This is a genomic window from Microbacterium sp. H37-C3 (assembly GCF_027157935.1).
In the GTDB taxonomy this organism is placed as follows: domain Bacteria; phylum Actinomycetota; class Actinomycetes; order Actinomycetales; family Microbacteriaceae; genus Microbacterium; species Microbacterium plantarum.
In genome coordinates, this window is record NZ_JAPVLR010000004.1 from 246,138 (window position 1) to 265,114 (window position 18,977).

At 69.6% G+C, this 18,977-nt stretch carries 22 protein-coding genes; 10 read left to right on the plus strand and 12 right to left on the minus strand.

From position 1 onward, the window contains the following. Nucleotides 1–120: 120 nt before the first annotated feature. On the minus strand, nt 121–2,646 hold the full coding sequence (locus O1W71_RS12935; protein WP_112617660.1) for an ATP-dependent Clp protease ATP-binding subunit: 2,526 nt from the start codon (nt 2,644–2,646) through the stop codon (nt 121–123). Nucleotides 2,647–2,820: 174 nt separating this feature from the next. Between O1W71_RS12935 and O1W71_RS12940 the strand changes: the two genes are divergently transcribed. From O1W71_RS12940 to O1W71_RS12950, 3 genes are read left to right on the plus strand one after another with little or no spacing between them, the layout of a single operon-like run. Further along, a complete protein-coding gene (locus O1W71_RS12940; protein ID WP_269268253.1) occupies nt 2,821–3,582 on the plus strand; it encodes a hypothetical protein in 762 nt (253 codons plus the stop codon). Further along, nucleotides 3,582–4,196, plus strand: a complete 615-nt coding sequence (locus O1W71_RS12945; RefSeq protein WP_269268254.1) for a hypothetical protein — start codon at nt 3,582–3,584, stop codon at nt 4,194–4,196. The genes O1W71_RS12940 and O1W71_RS12945 overlap by 1 nt, the downstream gene beginning before the upstream one ends. Then, nucleotides 4,193–4,423 (plus strand): helix-turn-helix domain-containing protein, encoded by a 231-nt coding sequence (locus tag O1W71_RS12950; protein ID WP_094260618.1) that lies wholly within the window; start codon nt 4,193–4,195, stop codon nt 4,421–4,423. The genes O1W71_RS12945 and O1W71_RS12950 overlap by 4 nt, the downstream gene beginning before the upstream one ends. A gap of 52 nt (nt 4,424–4,475) precedes the next feature. Here O1W71_RS12950 and O1W71_RS12955 read toward each other — a convergent pair whose 3' ends face one another. Beyond that, nucleotides 4,476–4,970, minus strand: a complete 495-nt coding sequence (locus tag O1W71_RS12955) for a DUF1269 domain-containing protein (RefSeq protein WP_023953810.1) — start codon at nt 4,968–4,970, stop codon at nt 4,476–4,478. Nucleotides 4,971–5,498: 528 nt separating this feature from the next. On the opposite strand from O1W71_RS12955, the gene O1W71_RS12960 reads away from it, so the two are divergent. Then, a complete protein-coding gene (locus O1W71_RS12960; protein ID WP_112617658.1) occupies nt 5,499–5,834 on the plus strand; it encodes a response regulator transcription factor in 336 nt (111 codons plus the stop codon). An 11-nt stretch (nt 5,835–5,845) separates the two neighbouring features. Here O1W71_RS12960 and O1W71_RS12965 read toward each other — a convergent pair whose 3' ends face one another. Both O1W71_RS12965 and O1W71_RS12970 read right to left on the minus strand, forming a co-directional pair. Next, complete coding sequence (locus O1W71_RS12965; protein WP_114588860.1) at nt 5,846–6,733, minus strand: SDR family oxidoreductase; 888 nt, start codon at nt 6,731–6,733, stop codon at nt 5,846–5,848. Nucleotides 6,734–6,850: 117 nt separating this feature from the next. Next, nucleotides 6,851–7,606, minus strand: a complete 756-nt coding sequence (locus O1W71_RS12970) for a DeoR/GlpR family DNA-binding transcription regulator (protein ID WP_112617657.1) — start codon at nt 7,604–7,606, stop codon at nt 6,851–6,853. A gap of 45 nt (nt 7,607–7,651) precedes the next feature. Between O1W71_RS12970 and O1W71_RS12975 the strand changes: the two genes are divergently transcribed. Next, complete coding sequence (locus O1W71_RS12975) at nt 7,652–8,035, plus strand: DUF4406 domain-containing protein (protein WP_269268257.1); 384 nt, start codon at nt 7,652–7,654, stop codon at nt 8,033–8,035. 86 nt (nt 8,036–8,121) lie between these two features. Beyond that, nucleotides 8,122–8,637 carry a septum formation family protein gene (locus tag O1W71_RS12980; RefSeq protein ID WP_269268258.1) on the plus strand — a complete coding sequence of 172 codons (516 nt, stop codon included), beginning with the start codon at nt 8,122–8,124 and terminating at the stop codon, nt 8,635–8,637. A 95-nt stretch (nt 8,638–8,732) separates the two neighbouring features. Here O1W71_RS12980 and O1W71_RS12985 read toward each other — a convergent pair whose 3' ends face one another. Next, nucleotides 8,733–9,134 carry an arsenate reductase ArsC gene (locus tag O1W71_RS12985; protein WP_112617655.1) on the minus strand — a complete coding sequence of 134 codons (402 nt, stop codon included), beginning with the start codon at nt 9,132–9,134 and terminating at the stop codon, nt 8,733–8,735. 57 nt (nt 9,135–9,191) lie between these two features. Between O1W71_RS12985 and catA the strand changes: the two genes are divergently transcribed. Genes catA through O1W71_RS13000 form a run of 3 tightly spaced genes read left to right on the plus strand, consistent with a single transcriptional unit; the run spans nt 9,192 to nt 10,812 of the window. Further along, entirely contained in the window at nt 9,192–9,848 is a 657-nt protein-coding gene (gene catA, locus O1W71_RS12990) for a type A chloramphenicol O-acetyltransferase (protein ID WP_114588758.1), read from the plus strand. Continuing rightward, on the plus strand, nt 9,845–10,408 hold the full coding sequence (locus O1W71_RS12995) for a pyridoxine/pyridoxamine 5'-phosphate oxidase (RefSeq protein WP_269268259.1): 564 nt from the start codon (nt 9,845–9,847) through the stop codon (nt 10,406–10,408). Before catA ends, O1W71_RS12995 begins: the two co-directional genes overlap by 4 nt. Continuing rightward, nucleotides 10,405–10,812, plus strand: a complete 408-nt coding sequence (locus O1W71_RS13000; protein WP_269268260.1) for a GNAT family N-acetyltransferase — start codon at nt 10,405–10,407, stop codon at nt 10,810–10,812. The genes O1W71_RS12995 and O1W71_RS13000 overlap by 4 nt, the downstream gene beginning before the upstream one ends. A gap of 92 nt (nt 10,813–10,904) precedes the next feature. On the opposite strand, the gene O1W71_RS13005 is transcribed toward O1W71_RS13000, so the two are convergent. The 7 genes from O1W71_RS13005 to mbhE all read right to left on the minus strand — a co-directional run bounded on the left by O1W71_RS13005 (nt 10,905) and on the right by mbhE (nt 17,137). Beyond that, complete coding sequence (locus tag O1W71_RS13005; RefSeq protein WP_112617652.1) at nt 10,905–11,396, minus strand: hypothetical protein; 492 nt, start codon at nt 11,394–11,396, stop codon at nt 10,905–10,907. 127 nt (nt 11,397–11,523) lie between these two features. Continuing rightward, the gene (locus tag O1W71_RS13010) at nt 11,524–11,853 is read right to left on the minus strand and encodes a cation:proton antiporter (protein ID WP_269268261.1); all 330 of its coding nucleotides are present in this window, start codon (nt 11,851–11,853) and stop codon (nt 11,524–11,526) included. Further along, nucleotides 11,850–12,107 (minus strand): monovalent cation/H+ antiporter complex subunit F, encoded by a 258-nt coding sequence (locus O1W71_RS13015; protein ID WP_023953776.1) that lies wholly within the window; start codon nt 12,105–12,107, stop codon nt 11,850–11,852. Before O1W71_RS13015 ends, O1W71_RS13010 begins: the two co-directional genes overlap by 4 nt. Continuing rightward, entirely contained in the window at nt 12,104–12,466 is a 363-nt protein-coding gene (locus O1W71_RS13020; RefSeq protein ID WP_023953774.1) for a Na+/H+ antiporter subunit E, read from the minus strand. The genes O1W71_RS13015 and O1W71_RS13020 overlap by 4 nt, the downstream gene beginning before the upstream one ends. After that, entirely contained in the window at nt 12,463–13,983 is a 1,521-nt protein-coding gene (locus O1W71_RS13025) for a monovalent cation/H+ antiporter subunit D family protein (RefSeq protein WP_269268262.1), read from the minus strand. Before O1W71_RS13025 ends, O1W71_RS13020 begins: the two co-directional genes overlap by 4 nt. Then, entirely contained in the window at nt 13,980–14,363 is a 384-nt protein-coding gene (locus O1W71_RS13030) for a sodium:proton antiporter (RefSeq protein ID WP_112617649.1), read from the minus strand. Before O1W71_RS13030 ends, O1W71_RS13025 begins: the two co-directional genes overlap by 4 nt. Then, nucleotides 14,360–17,137 (minus strand): hydrogen gas-evolving membrane-bound hydrogenase subunit E, encoded by a 2,778-nt coding sequence (gene mbhE, locus O1W71_RS13035; RefSeq protein WP_269268263.1) that lies wholly within the window; start codon nt 17,135–17,137, stop codon nt 14,360–14,362. Before mbhE ends, O1W71_RS13030 begins: the two co-directional genes overlap by 4 nt. A gap of 271 nt (nt 17,138–17,408) precedes the next feature. Here mbhE and O1W71_RS13040 point away from each other — a divergent pair, with 271 nt between their 5' ends. Next, on the plus strand, nt 17,409–18,923 hold the full coding sequence (locus tag O1W71_RS13040; protein ID WP_269268264.1) for an alanine/glycine:cation symporter family protein: 1,515 nt from the start codon (nt 17,409–17,411) through the stop codon (nt 18,921–18,923). Nucleotides 18,924–18,977: the final 54 nt, after the last annotated feature.

Consider the following 18,977-nt stretch of genomic DNA (forward strand, 5'->3'; position numbering starts at 1 on the left):
AGCCCACAGCCCTCCGGCTGCGTCGTGCGGCGTGTCCCGCCGACAGGCCCCGGAAACGCCGGAGGGGCGGATGCCGCAGCATCCGCCCCTCCGTACGACTCGTCGCTCGCGCGATCCCGGTCAGTCGCCGCTCGCAGCGATGTCGGGGGTCGCGGCGATCTCGCCGGCAGCGCCGACGCCGACCGCGACCTTGCCCTCACGCGGAGCGGTCTCGAAGACGAACTTCGTGCCCTCGGTGTCGACCTTCACGTGGTCGCCCGCGTTGAGCTCGCCGTGCAGGATCTTCTCGCTGAGCTGGTCCTCGACCTCGCGCTGCATCGCACGGCGCAGCGGCCGGGCGCCGAGCGTCGGGTCGAACCCGATCTCGATGAGGCGGTCCTTGGCGGCATCCGACAGCTCGACCGTCATGTCGCGGTCGAGCAGCCGGTCGCTCAGGCGCTTCGTGAACAGGTCGACGATCTGGCGAAGCTCGGCCTTGTTCAGCTGCGGGAAGACGATGACGTCGTCGACGCGGTTGAGGAACTCGGGCTTGAAGTGCCGCTTGAGCTCTTCGTCGACCTTGCCCTTCATCCGCTCGTAGCTCGTCTGCGCGTTGCCCTCGACCTGGAAGCCGACCGGACCACCGGCGATCGCCGACGAACCGAGGTTCGTCGTCATGATGATCACGGTGTTCTTGAAGTCGACGATGCGGCCCTGACCGTCGGTCAGGCGACCCTCTTCGAGGATCTGCAGCAGCGAGTTGAAGATGTCGGGGTGGGCCTTCTCGATCTCGTCGAAGAGCACGACCGAGAACGGCTTGCGGCGCACCTTCTCGGTGAGCTGGCCGCCCTCTTCGAATCCGACGAATCCGGGAGGGGCACCGAACAGACGCGAGACGGTGTGCTTCTCACCGAACTCCGACATGTCGAGGGAGATCAGCGCGCCCTCGTCGTCGAACAGGAACTCGGCGAGCGCCTTGGCCAGCTCGGTCTTTCCGACACCGGTGGGGCCGGCGAAGATGAACGAGCCCGAGGGGCGCTTGGGATCCTTCAGACCGGCACGCTGACGACGGATCGTGCGCGAGAGCGCCGCGATGGCCTCTTCCTGTCCGACGACGCGCTGGTGCAGCGCCTTCTCCATGAAGACGAGCCGGCTGGTCTCCTCCTCGGTGAGCTTGAACACCGGGATGCCGGTGGCCTGGGCGAGCACTTCGGCGATGAGGCCTTCGTCGACCACCGCGTGCGACGCCACGTCGCCCGAGCGCCACTGCTTCTCGAGACGCAGGCGCTCGGCGAGCAGCGACTTCTCCTCGTCGCGGAGCGACGCGGCCTTCTCGAAGTCCTGCTCCTCGCTCGCGCGCTCCTTGTCCTCGCGGACCTTGGCGATCTTCTCGTCGAACTCGCGCAGCTCCGGCGGCGACGACAGGATCGACAGGCGCAGGCGGGCGCCGGCCTCGTCGATCAGGTCGATGGCCTTGTCGGGCAGGAAGCGGTCGCTGACGTACCGGTCGGCGAGGTTCGCCGCGGCGACGAGCGCGCCATCGGTGATCTGCACCTTGTGGTGCGCCTCGTAACGGTCGCGCAGGCCCTTCAGGATGTTGATCGCGTGAGGGATGCTGGGCTCGCCGACCTGGATCGGCTGGAACCGGCGCTCGAGGGCGGCATCCTTCTCGAAGTGCTTGCGGTACTCGTCGAGCGTCGTGGCACCGATCGTCTGGAGCTCACCGCGCGCGAGCAGCGGCTTGAGGATCGACGCGGCGTCAATTGCGCCCTCAGCCGCACCGGCACCGACGAGCGAGTGGATCTCGTCGATGAAGACGATGATGTCACCGCGCGTGCGGATCTCCTTCGTGACCTTCTTCAGGCGCTCCTCGAAGTCACCGCGGTAGCGGGAACCGGCGATGAGCGATCCGAGGTCGAGCGAATAGACCTGCTTGTCCTTGAGCGTCTCGGGCACATCGCCCTTGACGATGGCCTGAGCCAGGCCCTCGACGACGGCGGTCTTGCCGACGCCGGGCTCGCCGATCAGGACCGGGTTGTTCTTGGAGCGACGCGAGAGGATCTGCATGACCCGCTCGATCTCCTTCTCGCGGCCGATCACCGGGTCGAGCTTGTTGTCGCGCGCGGCCTGCGTGAGGTTGCGCCCGAACTGGTCGAGGACGGCCGAGCCGCCCTGCGGCGCCTGGGCCTGCTCGCCCGCGCCGACGGTCGCGCCGGCGGGCTCCTTGCCCTGGTAGCCGCTGAGCAGCTGGATGACCTGCTGGCGGACCTTGTTCAGGTCGGCGCCGAGCTTGACGAGCACCTGAGCCGCCACACCCTCGCCCTCGCGGATGAGGCCGAGGAGGATGTGCTCGGTGCCGATGTAGTTGTGTCCGAGCTGCAGCGCTTCGCGCAGCGACAGCTCGAGGACCTTCTTGGCACGCGGCGTGAACGGGATGTGACCGGTCGGCTGCTGCTGCCCCTGACCGATGATGTCCTGCACCTGCTCGCGCACCGCGTCGAGCGAGATGCCCAGGCTCTCGAGGGCCTTGGCCGCGACGCCTTCACCCTCGTGGATCAGACCCAGGAGGATGTGCTCGGTCCCGATGTAGTTGTGGTTGAGCATCTTCGCCTCTTCTTGGGCGAGCACGACCACGCGACGGGCACGATCCGTGAATCTCTCGAACATCGTCAGCCTCCTTTGAGCGCCGGGACTCCGGGCGCTTACGAAAGAGAGTAACCAGGCACGGATACGGGTATGCCCGTGTTCGCCGTCGGCATAGCGTTACGCGGGGTTGCGCGCGGCAGGGCCAGACCATAACGTTTGTCGATAACAACGACTATCGATAAGTAGAGGATGCCGATGTCGAACACGTGGGCGGTCGGTCAGATCGTGATCATCGCTGCGGTGGCGCTCGTCGTCGCCGCGGTGCTCTTCATCAGGGCGACGCGCCGCGCGCGTAGTCGCGGGGACGCGTCGCCGGTCGTGAGCCTCGCGCTCTCGCTGTCTGCCGCCTGGGCTGCATTCAGCCTGCTCGGCGCCGTCATCTCGGTGATTCAGAATCTCGCCGCAGACGCGCCGCGTATGAGCGTTCCGGTCGCGCCATTCTGGCCTGACCTGCTTCCGGGTGTCACGATCGACACTGGCCCGACGGCCGAGGTCGTCGGCGGCGGCTTCGTGGTCGCCGAGGTGGACGTGGCGGGGGTCAGTCCGCTGGCGCGAGGGCTGTGGACGACCGGGCAGGCGCTGTGGTCGTTGATCCCCGCGGCGATCGCGGCGCTCATCGCCGTGGCTTGCTTCCAGCTGCTCGCCGGGCGCACCTTCGATCGGATCATCGTTCGCATGACGATGGCGACCGCTGTCATCGTCGCTGCCGGCGGGACGGCCGCACAGCTGCTCTCGGACATCGCCGGGAGCATGGCCTCGCAGGAGCTCTTCGCCCGGGAAAGCGCGCGGTGGACCGAGATCCCCGGAGTCGACGATCCGTTCGCCTGGTGGCCGGAAGCGACACTCAACGTCACCCTGCCGTTCTGGCCGATCGCTGCCGGCCTCGGCCTCGCCGCGCTGGCCGCGGTGTTCCGGTACGGCTCTCGACTCGAACGCGACACGGAAGGACTGGTGTGATGACACTCACCCGCGGACCCCGCTCGGATGCTGCCGACGCGATCACGGTCCTCCTGCTCGGCACCGGCGCGGCGATCACCGTCGTCTTGACAGTCGTCGCGCGCTTCCTCGATGTCTTTCGAGAGGCGGGCGTCGCCTGGCGGATCGACATCGACGATGAACCGTTCTCCGCCTCCGTCGGGTCGGGCACGGGGCACGTCGATGGCATCGTGCAGACCGCCCTCGTCATAGCGCCGGAGGTCGACGGCGGCACCGCAGCCGCGCTTGCGGGCTCGATCGTGGTGTGGGGCATCACGTGCCTCGCCGTGATCGCCGCGGTGATGTACGTCGCACGCAGCTTCCTGCGCGGCCGGTTCTTCGTCCCGGCGACCGCTCGGGCCTTCGACGTCATCGGGTGGGCCCTGGTCGGGGGAGGATTCGTCGTGATCATCCTCGAGAACATCGGGCGCAACGGCATCCTCACCGCTCTCGGGGTCGATGACGTCGAGCCGCTGCACTTCCTCGACTTCTGGGGTTGGGCGCCGGTGTGGGCGGTCGGCGTGGCCGTCGGCCTCATCGCGATCGCATTCCGACGCGGCGTGCGGCTGCAGCGCGACACGGATGGCCTGGTGTGAGCCCCGCAGACGAGGAGGGCCCGAGCGGAGTCCACTGCCGCCTCGACGAGCTGCTGGCCGAGCGGGGGATGACCCTCACGCGCCTGTCCGAGATCGTCGGCGTCTCGGTCGTCAACCTCTCGGTGCTCAAGAACGATCGCGCCCGCGCCATCCGCTATTCGACGCTCTCCGCCATCTGCCGGGCGCTCGACTGCGAGATCGGCGACCTGCTGGTCCGCGCGGACTGACGAACCGGGTCGGGGTGCGGCGAATGACACCCCGACCCGGACGCGCCACGGACTACCGCGTGCTGCTGAGGTCGTGGATGAGCTCCCGCTCGTCCTTCTCCGACAGCGACGTCTGCACGACGGTGCCGTTGTAGCCGGCGAGCGCTGACGCGAACTTGTCCGTCGTGATCTTGGTCGCATAGAGCACGACCGCGGATTTCCCCGCAGAGACCGCGGACTTCACGCGGTCGCGGAATTCGGCATCCAGATTGGTCTTGTCGAGGCCCGCGAACAGCGCCCCGAACAGTCCACCGAAGACGAGCCCCGCGATGGGCACGAAGAACAGGATGCCGATCAGCGCCCCGAACAGCGCTCCGCCCGCGGCGCCGGCTCCCACCTTTCCGACGACGCCGGGGTACTCGACCTTCGTCTTCCCCTCGTCGTCGACCTTGACCAGGGCAAGGCCGGCGAGTTCGACGACCAGGTCGTTTTGGAGAACCTGAATCTCGTTGTAGGCGGCTTCGGCATCCGCTTCGGTGTCGAAAGCGATCACGATCAAATCGGCCATGAAATCCTCATTCCGTGTGGTTCGTCCCCTCGGGGCGACGGTATCTCCGCGTCGCAACAGCAACAAGGGGGGTCGCGGGCGGCACCGGAGCGTCGCCCTGCGCGCCGGCGACGGGCACTCAGAACGCGGGGAGCGACACTCAGCGGCACCGCGATGAGCACGCAATCCGAACCGGGCGTCCGCCGCGAGATGGAGACGCCTGCGAACATCTGACCGGAGCGCCGCGGCGCATCTGGCGCGTTCATGGGGGCGTGCCGCACGACGCTGCCCGACGCGCTCTCGTACCGGAGAGGAGCGCACCGTGCCACACAGAAAACGACGTCCGCGACGAACCCCGAGGGGGAACGCGGCTCCGGAGCGACGCTCGGGGCAGCTTCTCCACCGGATCGGCTTCACCACGGCAGCTCTTCTGGGCCTGACGTTCGCCGCCGGCGCTCCCGCCAGCGCGATTCAGGATGAGGTCCGCACCGATCCCCGCGGTCTCGTCCTCGAGTCGAGGCGGCCGCCCACGGGCTGCGCAGCGAGGGCATGGCGGCCGAAGCACTGAAGTACTTCAACCTCGCCGCGCACCTCTACCGGGATCACGGCGACAACGACCGCGCAGCGGCTTGCCGAGAAGCGGCCCGCGAGCTGGCCGACACGAACGTCAGACGGACGCGGCGCGACCGCACGGCGATGCTGCTCACACCGCGCGAACGCGAGATCGTGCAGCTCATCGCGGCCGATATGTCCAACGGCGACATCGCCGCCAAGCTGGTCCTGAGCGTTCGCACGGTCGAGAACCACATCCGCAACATCCGCCGGAAGACGGGAGCCTCCACCCGGGGCGAGATCGTCGCGCTCGCCTCGACGAACAAGCGCTGAACCGCCCCCGCTCAGCCGAGCAGGCTGAAGCCGCCGTCGCTCGTGAGCACCTGGCCGACCAGCCACGACCCCGCCGGGCTGCAGAGCCACCCGATCAGCTCAGCGGGATCCTGGGGCCGACCGACGCGTCCGAACGCCGTCGTCGCCAGCCAGTCGTCGAGGCCGTCGAGCGAGCGGTCGGTGGTGTCGGGGTCGAGGTAGCCCGTGTTCACCGGTCCAGGGTTCACGGTGTTGAGGATGATGCCGAGCTCGAGCAGCTCCGCGGCGACCGTTCCGGTCACGCCCGCGAGGGCGGCTTTGCTGGTCGCGTAGGCCGCCTCGCCGACCATCGGCCCGTGGATCTGGCCCGAGGTCATCCACACGACGTGCCCCCGGGGCGCGTCGTAGGGCTTCGACCCCGAGATCCGGTCGCCCGGCCGGCGCGGCGCCGACGGGACGTCGGTGAAGCGGCGGGCGAAGGCCGCGGTGAGGAGGAGGGTCGCGCGGGTATTGACGTCCCAGAACGCGTCGAGACGCTCGGGCGTCATATCGAGGATGCTGCCGTCGTCGCCGCTCTTGGCATGGTTGCAGACGAGGATGTCGAGCGCGCCCGTCACCGCGGCCGCCTCATCGACCAGGTCGGCCGCCGCCGTCGCGACGCTCAGATCGCCGGCGATGTCGGCGAAGCTCGCGTCGCCCACGAGGTGGGAGCGGATGCCGGCCCGGACGGCATCGAGGTCGTCGCCGCCCCACGGCAGGTCGAGGTCGTGGGGCCGGTGGTGGTGGGCGACGACGCTCGCTCCGAGCCGGGCGAGAGTCGTGGCGACGGCGAAGCCGATGCCCCGGCGGCGTGAGACGCCCGTGACCAGGGCGGTCTTCCCGGTGAGCGGCAGAACGGGCGCGGAAGAGTATGCGTGCATGAGTGAACCTTTCGATCGCGTCGGCGTCGACGCGCGGATGGGGATCGGAAGCGAATTCACCGGCATTGCATGGGGCTCAGCCTAGCGAGCAGCCGCGAGGGCGTCACCCGGAACGTGTCACCCGGCGCGGAGCAGCGGGACGCCGCGGCGGTCGAGGGCCTCCAGGCTGGTGGCCGGAGCCGCGGGATCGACGATGACCCCCGTGACCTCGTCGAACGGCAGCACCGCGAACGGCGACACCGCACCGATCTTCTCCTCGCTGCCGAGGACGTAGGTCTCGGCAGCGCGTTCGGCGAGCACGCGCTTCATCGCCGCTTCGTCCGCGTCGCCGGTCGTCAGGCCCGCGTCGGCGTGGATCCCGGTGACACCGAGGAGGAAGCGGTCGGCCCGCACCATGCGTGCGGCCTCGACAGCCGCGGCGCCGCTCGCGACGGCGGAGTGCTTGAACAGCCGCCCGCCGATGATGATGACGTCGGCTGCGTAATCGAGGAGCGCCGCCGCCACGGTCGGACTGTGGGTGACGATGGTGCAGGCCAGCGCCGGGTCGAGCGCCCGCACCGTGGCGAGGGCGGTCGTGCCGCCGTCGACGATGACGGTGCTGCCCGGTTCGATGAGGCTCGCGGCGAAGCGTGCGATGCGCTGCTTGCTCTCGGTCGCGACCGCCTGACGAGTCGCATAGTCGGCGACGGCGGGCGACGCCGGAACCGCTCCCCCGTAGACGCGAACGGCGAGGCCGGCGGCATCCAGCTCGCGAAGATCGCGGCGGATGCTGTCTTCGGAGACCCCTAGCTCAGCGGCGAGCTCCTTGGCGATGACACGCCCGTCGGCACGGAGGCGCGCGAGCAACAGATCTTTTCGTGATGCAGCAAGCATTCCGACTCCTTCACGTTTGTGCACGTTTATGCATACTATCGAGTCATGACCGCACAAGCCACGACCGAGTCCCTCATGATCCTCATCGCCGGGCCCTACGCCTCGGGCACCGGCGGCGATCCCGCCCTGATGCGGCGCAACCTGGACCGCCTCGAAGAGGCGGCATGGCCGCTCTTCGAGGCCGGACACATCCCGATGATCGGTGAGTGGGTCGCGCTGCCCGTACTCGCGAGCGCGGGAGCCTCGGGCCCCACCGACCCGCTCGCCGAGAAGGTGATGTACCCGGTCGCCCATCGCCTGCTGCAGCGTTGCGACGCGGTTCTCCGCCTGCCTGGAGAGTCGCGCGGCGCGGATCAGGATGTCGCGATCGCCCGAGAGCGCGGCATCCCGGTCTACACGGCCCTCCGCGATGTGCCCGGCGTGGCGTGAAGCGTTTCATGCACCCCCCGGATGAACACTCAGGAAAATCATCAGGGTTTCCCAGAAACAGCCGAAACTGGCTAGAGTCGTTCGACGTGAACGCTACTCGTCGACTCCTCGTCCTGCCCGCCGCCGCACTGACCGTCGCTCTGCTCGCGACCGGTTGCTCCACGCTCAACGCCTTCACCGGTGGCGGAGCCGCCGCCCCCGTCCGCGACGAGTCGGGCGCGATCGCCGAGTCGAACGAGAGCACCGATGTCTTCGCGATCCGCGTGGGCGACTGCGTGCTCGACTCGGGCACGGCCGACACCGAGGTCACCGAGACCCCGACCGTCCCCTGCGGCGAGGCCCACGACCTCGAGGCCTACCACGCGCAGGACATCGAGGCCGACGAGTTCCCCGGCATCGAGGCGGCGCAGACCGAAGCCGAGCAGGTCTGCTACGACGCGTTCGCGCCGTTCGTCGGCATCTCGTACGAGGAGTCGGTTCTCGGGTACAACTACTACGTCCCCACCCAGGGCAGCTGGGACGCCGGCGACCGCGAGATCCTCTGCCTCATCGGCGACCCGCAGGGTCAGGTCACCGGCACCCTCGCCGGCGCCGCGCGCTGACGCGTTTCCGCCATCGCCCTCGAGGCGACCGGCGCGATCGCCCGCTGTGGACATCCGTCCCTGGCGGGCGATCGTCGTTCGGGGCCGACGTGTCGTCAGATGAGCTCGTCGACCAGCTGGCGGATGCGCTCGCGGATGTCGTCGCGGATGGGGCGGACGGCTTCGATGCCCTGCCCTGCGGGATCGTCGAGCTTCCAGTCCTCGTAGCGCTTGCCGGGGAAGAACGGGCAGGCATCCCCGCATCCCATCGTGATGACGACGTCGGACGCCTGCACAGCTTCTGTCGTGAGGACCTTCGGCTGCTCGGCGGTGATGTCGATGCCGAGCTCGGCCATCGCCTCGACCGCGACAGGGTTGATCCGATCGGCGGGCAGGGACCCGGCCGAGCGGACCTCGATGCGATCGCCCGCGATGTCGCGGAGGAACCCCGCGGCCATCTGCGAGCGACCGGCGTTGTGCACGCAGACGAAGAGGACGGAGGGCGTGGTGTCGGTCATGATGCCTCTACTCTCCCGCATCTGTGCCGCGACAGGCCACTTTGGGAGGATGAGGTCATGGACGACGCCATCCCCATCGACCTCGACACCTGGCCGCGTCGGCGGCATTTCGAGCACTACCTCCGCACCGTTCGCTGCACCTACTCGATGACGGTCGAGATCGACGTGACGGACTTCGTCGCGGCGGTGCGCGCCTCCGGGCGCCGCACCTACATCGCGCAGATCTGGGCGATCGCGTCGATCGTCAACCGTCACCCGGAGTTCCGCATGACGCTCACCGGCGACGACGAGCCGGCGGTCTGGCCGGAGGTCCACCCGTCGTTCACGGTCTTCCACCCCGAGACCGAGACGTTCTCGAGCGTCTCGGTGGCCTTCGACCGCGACTTCGCCGCCTTCCACGACGCCGCGGCCCGGGTCATCGCCGACCATGCCGGCAGCACCGAGCTCTTCCCGCAGGGTCCGCCGCCGGCGAACAGCTTCGACGTGTCGAGCCTGCCGTGGACGGACTTCACCGGGTTCAACCTGAATGTCGACGGCGGCGGGGGCCACCTCGCTCCGATCTTCACGCTCGGCCGCTACAGCGAGCGCGAGGGGCGGACGTTGCTGCCCGTGGCCGTGCAGGTGCACCACGCCGCGGCCGACGGCTTCCACACCGCTCGGCTCGTCAACGACCTGCGCGAGCTCTTCGCCGACGTCGCGTGGCTCGCGGCATGAGCGCGTTGCGGGAGTGGCTGCGCTCGCAGCCCTCGCTGACGGGCACACCTCCGGTGCTCGACACCGACCGGCTCCCCGCATCGCCGGTGACGCTGTTCGAGGAGTGGATCCGCCAGGCAGCCGCCGCGGGCGTCGCCGAGCCCCACGCCGCGACCCTCGCGACGGTCGACGCCGACGGCATCCCCGATGCCCGGACGCTGATCGTCAAAGACGTCGACGACCGCGGCTGGGCGTTCGCGAGCACACGGTCATCCGCGAAGGGCGGGCAGCTCGCAGCGCAGCCCGCAGCAGCCCTGGCGTTCTGGTGGCAGCCGGTCATGCGGGCGTTGCGCGTGCGCGGGTCGGTCTGTGAGGCGAGCGCGGACGACACCGCAGCCGACCTCTCGGCACGGTCGGAGGCGGCACGCCGGGACGTCGCGGAAGGCGACTGGACGCTCTGGCGCATCGAGCCGACCCGCGTGGAGTTCTGGCAGGGATCGCTCGACCGTCGCCACACCCGCGTCGTCTACGAACGCGACGGGGCGACCTGGCGGCACACGCTCCTCGGAGGTGCAGCGTGACCGTCCACTACTCCCTCACGCCGCCCACGGCCGCCGAGTTCGCCGCGCTCTACGCCGAGACGGGCTGGGCCGAGTGGTCACCCGAGGCCTTCGAACGGGCCCTCGCGGGCAGCTGGGTCGTGTGCTCGGCGCGTGACGACGACGGCAGGCTCGTCGGCATCGGGCGCCTCATCAGCGACGGTGCGCTGCATGCGTTCGTCACCGAGATGATCGTCGCGAGATCCGCGCGGGGCGGCGGCATCGGGAGCGAGATCCTGCGCATGCTGGTCGACGAATCACGGCGGCGCGGCGTCGACGACATCCAGCTCTTCGCCGCGCGCGGCCGCGCGGGGTTCTACGAGCGCCACGGCTTCGCGCCGCGTCCGGCAGACGGCCCGGGCATGGACGTCGTCGCCGGCGGCTGACCCCTCCGCCGAGCGGTCGACTCGCCAGAAGCTGCGGATGCGCGGGGCGCCGGATCCGCACATCCTGGCGACTCGACGGACGGTGGCGGCGCTCAGAACTGCGACGCGGCAGCGGCGGCGTGGATGCTGCGGTCGCGGATCTCGTGCCAGGTCAGTGCGACGTTCCCGACCGGACCGGCCGCCGTTCCCGCGACCTCTTCGACGCGGTCGAGCAAGCGCCGGGTGTCGGTGCACGAGCTGATGTCGACGACGGCGACATCCACGTAGCGACCACGCGCCCGTTCGAGGTCGGCGTGCAGCCGGGTGGCGAGCGCTGCAGCAGCGGCGTGCATCTTGCGTTCGGGGATACGGTCGGCGTGCCGGAGCAGGACGACCAGGTTGCGCAGCGCCGCGAGACCCGACGCGTGGGCGAGGAGGGATTCGTAGCGCTGCTTGAGCTCGGTGCGGGAGCGACGGACCGTCGGCTCCGACTCCAGATCCACCGTCCACACGAGGCAGGTGGGTTCCCCGTCGGTCGCGAGTGCCTCGATGGCGGCCGCCATCGGTTCGGGTCGGTCACCGGCAACGGCGATGCGAGGGTTCACGGGGGCCCTTCGGGTAGCGGTCATCGTCTTGCCGACCAGACTTCCCGGCGCACCTGCTCGGCCTCGCGGCCGAACTCCCTCACCATATGCCACGGCGCCCGCGCCCCGGGCCGCCCCGCCCAGCGTGTCATCCGTCCTCGTCGAGAGCCGCGGTATCGGTGCCGTCGGTGAACCGATGCCCCGAGCTCACCGCGGCGCGGGCGATGACGATGGCCGCCACCGCCGAGGTGATCAGCTGAAGGAGTACGGCGAGCACGACTTTGACGACGTTGTCCACGGTCGGAACCTGCAGCACCGCGCCGACCGTGATGACCGCGACCCCCAGACCGGCCGCGGTGGCGACGGCCGAGATGCGCGCGTAGGGGTCGGGGAAGCGCCGCAGGCCGACCGCGGCGACGACGAAGATGAGCGCGCCCAGCAGGGCGATGATCTGACCGATGAGCTCGAGGATCGTCATCGACGCCCTCCCGTCAACGCGCGGGCGAGCGAGACCGCGGCGAGGAAGGCGACGAGGGTCGCGACCAGCACGAGGTCGAACGTGCCCTCGCGCGCCAGACGTACGCCGACGAGCGCCACGAGCCCGACCAGGCTGAAGGTGAGCAGGTCGGCGGCGATGACACGGTCGGCGGGGGTCGGGCCGCGCAGGATGTGCACGACGGACGCGATCATCGCGATCGCGCATCCCGCCGCGGCGAGATCCAGCAGATTCATCTCGGTCCTCCCAGTGCGACCGCGCGCGTCATCCGGCGGTCCATGTCGGCGAAGTCGGCCAGCGCCGAATCGGTGTCGCGGTGGTACAGCGAATGCACGATGACGAAACGCGCCCCGGCATCATCTCGTGCCGCGCCGAGGGCCAGCGTGCCGGGAGTCAGCGTGATGAGGACGCTGATCGCGGTGACGTGCAGGTCACCCGCCGACCCCAGCGGGAGCCGCACGACGCGCGGGGTCGCGGCCAGCCCCGGGCTGAGGATGTCGCCGAGCACTCTCACGGACGTCAGCGTGAGCTGCGCGGCGAACCAGCAGACGAAAGCCGCGAACCGGAAAGGCAGAGTGAGGATGCTGAGGATCACGGCAGCACCGCCCCGACGTAGGCGGTCGTATCGAGCAGGCCGGCGGCCGCGACCTCCGCGAGTGCGAATAGCCCCTGCGCACCGAGCCCGAGGGCGAGGGTCGCCGCGGCGAGCGCGACAGCCGGCGCCGCGAGCGCGGCGCGGGTCGTGGAGCGCTGCGCCACCGCGAGCCCGCCGCGCCCGGCCGGACCGGCCGGCTCGGCCGGCTCACCACCGGTGACCGTGCGGGCGAAGACGGCGTTGAAGATCTTCAGCATCGACAGCAGGGTGATCAGGCTCACCACGATCGCGATGACCGCCGCCGCGACCTGTCCGTCCTCGACCGCCGCGACGAGCAGCATGAGCTTCGCGAAGAAGCCCGAGAACGGCGGGATGCCGGCGAGCGACAGCGCCGCAACACCGAAGGCGACCATCAGCACGGGTTCCCGGCCGACACGACCGCGCAGGTCGTCGAGGCGATCCGTCCCGAATCGGGTCTCGATGGCGCCCGCAGACAGGAACAGCGATGCCTTCACGATCATGTGATGAAGCAGGTAGAAGATGCCCGCGGCCAGACCCAGGGGCGTGAACAGCGCGACGCCGAGCAGGATGTAGCCGATCTGGCTGACCATGTGGAAGGCGAGGATCGACCGCATCCGATCCTCCCCCACCGCGCCGAGCACACCGATCAGCATCGTCGCGCTGAAGACGGCGACGCCGATCCAGAGGTAGGTCTGGTCGCCCTCGAAGCCGACGGCGTAGATGCGGTAGATGGCGTAGATCGCGACCTTCGTGTGCAGACCCGAGAACATCGCGGTGATGGCCGGCGACGTCGACGGGTACGCACGGGCGAGCCACCCGTGCACGGGCACCACGGCGGCCTTCATCGCGAGCGCGAAGAGGCAGACCCCGAGCGCTGCCGCCACCAGAGGCGACTCCTGAGCGGCACCGGCGAGCTCGGCGAGGTTCACCGTGCCCGCCACGCCGTAGACGAGCGCCACCCCGGCCAGGAAGACCGTGGAGACGAACAGGTTGAAGGTGACGTAGAGCCTCGAGCCGGTCACCGACTCGTCCGTGCCGCGACCACGACGCGAGAGCACCAGAAGCCCGTACGAGGGCAGCAGCATGACCTCGATGAAGACGAAGAGGTTGAACAGGTCGGCCGTCAGGAGCGCACCGTTCACTCCCGCCGTCAGCACGAGGACGAGTGCGGGGAAGAGCCGGTTGCGACCGGTGTCCGCGACGATCGCGAAGACCACGCAGACGAGGGTGAGCATTCCAGCGACCGTGAGCATGAGGGCGGAGAAGGCGTCGGCGACGAACGGGATGGCGATGCCGTTGGGCCATCCGCCGATCCCGTGGGCGACGACTGAACCGTCGGCTGTCGCCCACACGAGCGCAGCCGCCGCGATGAGGTTCGCCGTCAGCACGATCAGGAGCAGGACGATCGCCCATCGATGACGACGGCGCGCGAACGCGGCGACACCGCTCGCGAGGAGCGGCACCGCGACGATGAGCGGAAGCAGAGCGTCGTTCATCGGCGTCCTCCTCGGGTCGGGGCCGGGGCCGCGGCCTTCGCATCGTCGGGCCCTGCATCGTCGACGCCCGCATCCTCGAGCCCGGCGTCTTCGGACGGGTTGCCCGTCACGGCGAGGACGAGCAGGTAGATGGTGATCGCGAAGGCGATGACGATCGCGGTCAGGACGAACGCCTGCGGCAGCGGATCGGCCGTGGTCGCCGGATCCAGCGCCTCGCCGAGCGGCTCCTCGCGCGAGTCGATGCCGCCGGCGCTGAACAGCAGCAGATTGACCGCGTGCGAGAGCAGCACGAAGCCGAGGATGACGCGCAGCCGGTCTTCCTGCAGCAGCAGGTAGACCGCTCCGGCGACGAGCACACCGATGGTGAGGGCGAGGATCACCGGACGCTCCTTTCTGACGAACGGTCGGTTCGGACCGCTTCGGCGGGAGACAGACCGAGGCGATTGATGGCGGCGAGGATGACCCCGAAGACCGCGAGATACACACCCAGGTCGAAGACGAGGGCCGTGGTGAGGTGCAGGCTGCCGATGTCGAAGTGCAGCGGCCGGAGGAACGAGCCGTCGAGAAGCCCCAGCAGACCGGTGCCGACCGCGATGACGACACCCGCTCCGGCGATCGCCAGGTACGAACGCTCGATCCGCGGGATCTCGTCGCTCGGGGCGGCGAGGTAGATCAGCGCGATGGCCGCGGCTCCGATGAGCGCCGCGATGAAGCCGCCGCCCGGGTCGTTGTGACCGCGCAGCAGCGCGTAGGCCGACCCGACCACCATCACCGGGGCGACGATGCGTCCCACAGTGGTGAGGAAGACCGCGTTGGCGCGGGCGTTGGAGAGCGCGGCGGAGGTTCCCTCCCGCACCGGGCGGTCAACGGCTCGACGTGCCTCGAGAAGCGCGGTGATCGATACCGCTGCAATCCCCAGGACGACGAGCTCGCCGAGCGTGTCGAGCGCTCGGAAGTCGACCAGGATCGTGTTCACGATGTTGGTGCCGCCGGTCAGTTCCTTCGCCTCGCGGAGGAAGAAGGCGGCGACATCCGAGATCTCGCGGTGTCCGGTGAACACGAGCGCGGCGAGCGTCGCGGTCGCCCCGGCGGCGAGCGCGGCGATGACCGCGAGCACGCGTCGTCGCGGGCGCGACGGGCGCAGGCGGCGCGGCATCCGGCGCAGTACGAGCACCATCACGACGACGGTCAGGATCTCGACGAGGAGCTGCGTCACCGCGACATCCGATGCCCCCAGAACCAGGAACCACAGCACGACGGCGAACCCGGCCACACCCACGCTGATGATCGCGGTCAGGCGGCGGCTGGCGACCGAGACCGCGATCACCCCGGCCGCGACGAGGAGGAGCAGGAGCAGATCGAGCACGAGGAACGGCTCGTCGTAGCGCGGCCAGCCGCGCCACATCGCGGGAAGCGCTGCGGCGGCGGCACCGATCAGCACGATCGGCACCACGAGGTTCGCGGCGGGGGCGTCGGAGCGCGTCAGGTCGCCGACACGACGGCCGAGCGCGATGATGCCCCGCTGCGCATACTGGACGGCGAGGACGCCTGACCACCGCTGCGGTGTCGGCGGCACGGGCGTACCGCGCAGCCGGAGGCCGACCAGCGTTCCGAGCACGATCGCCGTCACCGACAGCAGCAGAGCCGCGTTCACACCGTGCCAGAGGTAGATGCCCGAGACGGATGCCGCGTCGGCACCCGCCGCCCCCGCTGCCGCGGGTCGCACGAGGGGGTCGAGCAGCGGTGCGCCCGCACCGAGAGCCAACCCCAGGATCGCCGGGACGGATACCGCGACCGACATCGCTCGCGTGTCGCGCCAGGCGCGTGCCTGCGGCCCGTGCTCACCGGGCCGAGCGGCACCGAGGCGACCGGGCAGCAGGGGAAGCACCAGGCGCAGGCTGTACGCCACCGTCAGCACGGCTCCAGCGGTGGCCACGATCGCGAGCGTCCATGACAGCGCAGGCGAAGCCGCCGTGAGGAACGAGTCGAGAAGCAGCTCCTTGCTGATGAAACCGAGCATCGGAGGGATGCCGGCCATGCTGACCGCCGCGAGGATCAGCATCGCGGCATCCCAGCGCAGCATCCGCCATGATCCGCGGAGCTCAGTCAGGATCCGGGTCCCGGTGCGCTTCTCGACCAGCCCGACGCCCATGAAGCCGGCGGACTTGAACAGCGCATGAGCGACCACATGCGCGCTCGCCGCGAGCATCGCCGTCGGCGTGCCGGCGCCGATCACCGCGACCAGGAGGCCGAGCTGACTGACTGTCGAGTACGCCAGCAGCTCCTTCATATCGGCGCGGCGAACCGCGAAGAACGCCCCCATGAGAGCTGTCCAGAGCCCGACGCCCACGAGGAGCGGCGACCAGATCGCCGCCTCCGACGCGGCTGGCGCGAAGAGCATGAGCAGGAAGATCCCGGCCTTCACCATCGCCGCCGCGTGCAGATAAGCGCTCACCGGGGCGGGCGCCACCATGGCATCCGGAAGCCAGGCGTGGAATGGGAACTGCGCCGATTTCGTCATGGCCGCGAGGGCGACGAGCACCGCGACGACGGTCGCTAATCCCGGGTCCTCGCGCCACAGCGGGTGGGCGAGGGCGGCGGTGAGCTCGGTCGTGCCGGTGCGCGCGATCAGGGTCACGACGGCGGCGAGCAGGGCGAGACCGCCGGCGGCGGTGACGAGCAGCGTGCGCGTCGCGGGCTCTTTCGCCGCGGGGCCCGATCGGAGGATCAGCAGGTACGAGCACAGGGTCGTCAGCTCCCACGCCACGAAGAGCACGACGAGGTCGTCGGCGAGGACGAGGGTGAGCATCGCCGCCGCGAACGCCGTCATCAGGCCGTAGAAGCCCGGCGAGCGAGGCTGACGCAGGTACGAGGACGAGTAGATGAGCACCACCGCGCCGATCGCGAGCACCACCACGGCGAACAGCAGCGCGAGCCCGTTCAGCCGCAGGCGCAGCGCGACATCGAGTGCCGGGATCCACGGCAGTGATTCGCGGACGACCTGCTGTGGGTTCCACGCCGAGATGACGAGCCCGAGCACCGCGAGCACGCCGGCGGCCAGAGGCCACCCCGCGTGCCGTCCGGTCAGCCGCACGAACGCGGGGGCGAGCGCCACGAGCAACCAGGCTGCGGCGACCGCGACGAGGAGGGTCATGCGCGCCGCCGCCCGGTCAGGGCGTTCGCGGGCGCGCGGCAACAGAGGGCAGGAAGGACGGTGAGCACGGATTCTCCGGGTTCGATCGACGACTACGTGCCGACCAGACTTCCCGGCTCACCAGCTGACAGCGTACCGGGGGTCACCTGGGGAAATCAGGTGCGCGCGGATGCTTGACAACGCGGTCATGAGTCATTTCTCACCGGCCATTCCGAGCTGATCAGACGCGTCCGCCTCACACGGGGGTCGTCGAGTCGTCATACTGGCGAGCATGGATTCGACGGGCATGGATGCCGTGAACGACTGGCTGCTCACGTGGGGCGACCACCTCTGGACCTGGATCGTCCTCCCGGTCGTGGTCCTCCTCGGGCTCTACTTCACCGTTCGGTCGGGCGTCGTGCAGTTCCGCCTGATTCCCGAGATGTTCCGCACGCTGACCGACAAGACGCCGCAGACCGCGGACGGCAAGCCGCAGTCGGTCTCCGCCTTCCAGGCCTTCACGATCTCCGCGGCCTCCCGCGTGGGAGTCGGGAACATCGCCGGCGTCGGCACCGCCATCGCGGTGGGCGGCCCGGGCGCGGTGTTCTGGATGTGGGTCATGGCGTTCGTCGGCGGAGCGTCGAGCTTCATCGAGTCGTCGCTGGCGCAGCTGTTCAAGACGCGCGACCGCGGCAGTTTCCGCGGTGGCCCGGCGTACTACATGCAGCGCGGGCTGGGTGCGCGTTGGCTCGGCATCCTCTTCGCCGTCATCCTGATCGTCTGCTTCCCCTTCGCGTTCAGCTCGCTGCAGGCCAACACGATCTCGGCCACCATCAGCTCGAGCGTCGGCGGCGACCTGCCCTGGCTACCGTGGGTCATCGGGGCGGGAGTCGCCCTCCTCACCGGGCTCGTCGTGTTCGGCGGGGTGCGCCGCATCGCCTCGGTGACGCAGGTGCTCGTGCCGATCATGGCGCTCGCCTATCTCGTGCTCGGCGTGATCGTCGTCGCGCTGCACCTCGATCGGATCGGGCCGGTGTTCGCCGAGATCTTCACGTCGGCCTGGGGCTTCAACGAGGTCGTCGGGGCCGCGTTCGGATACATCGTCCTCACCGGCGTCAAGCGCGGCATGTTCTCGAACGAGGCGGGGCTCGGCTCGGCTCCGAACGCCGGCGCGAGCGCCGCTGTGACTCATCCGGTGAAGCAGGGCCTCGTGCAGACCCTCGGCGTCTACTTCGACACATTCCTCGTGTGCTCGGTGACCGCGTTCATCATCCTGGTCTCCGTCCCCGATCTGGCCGGAGCTACACGGGGAATCGACCTGACCCAGGGAGCCCTCGTCGACACCCTCGGTGAGTGGTCGAACATCGCCCTGAGCATCATCATCTTCATGCTCGCGTTCTCGTCGATCCTCGGGAACTACTACTACGGCGAGTCGAACATCGAGTTCATCTCGACCAACCGCGCCGTGCTGACGGGGTACCGCGTGCTCGTCGTCGCCGCCGTCCTCGGCGGATCGGTCGTCGGAGCCGACCTCGTGTGGAACTTCGCCGACGGCGTGATGGGGCTGATGGCGCTGACGAACCTCATCGCGATCGCGTTGCTGTCGGGCATCGCTTTCCGCCTGCTCAGGGACTACACCGAGCAGCGGCGCGCCGGGCTCGACCCCGTGTTCACGCGCGAGCGACTGCCCGGTGTCCGCGGCATCGAGTGCTGGGAAGACGAGCTCACCGTCACCGGCCCGATCGACCTGCCCGTGCGTGCACGCCAGGCCGCCAAGCACCGCGACCACCTGCACGACCGCCGATGACCCGCGCGCTCCCCGTCGACTCGCCGAGAAATGCGGATGCGGGGGTGCCGCATC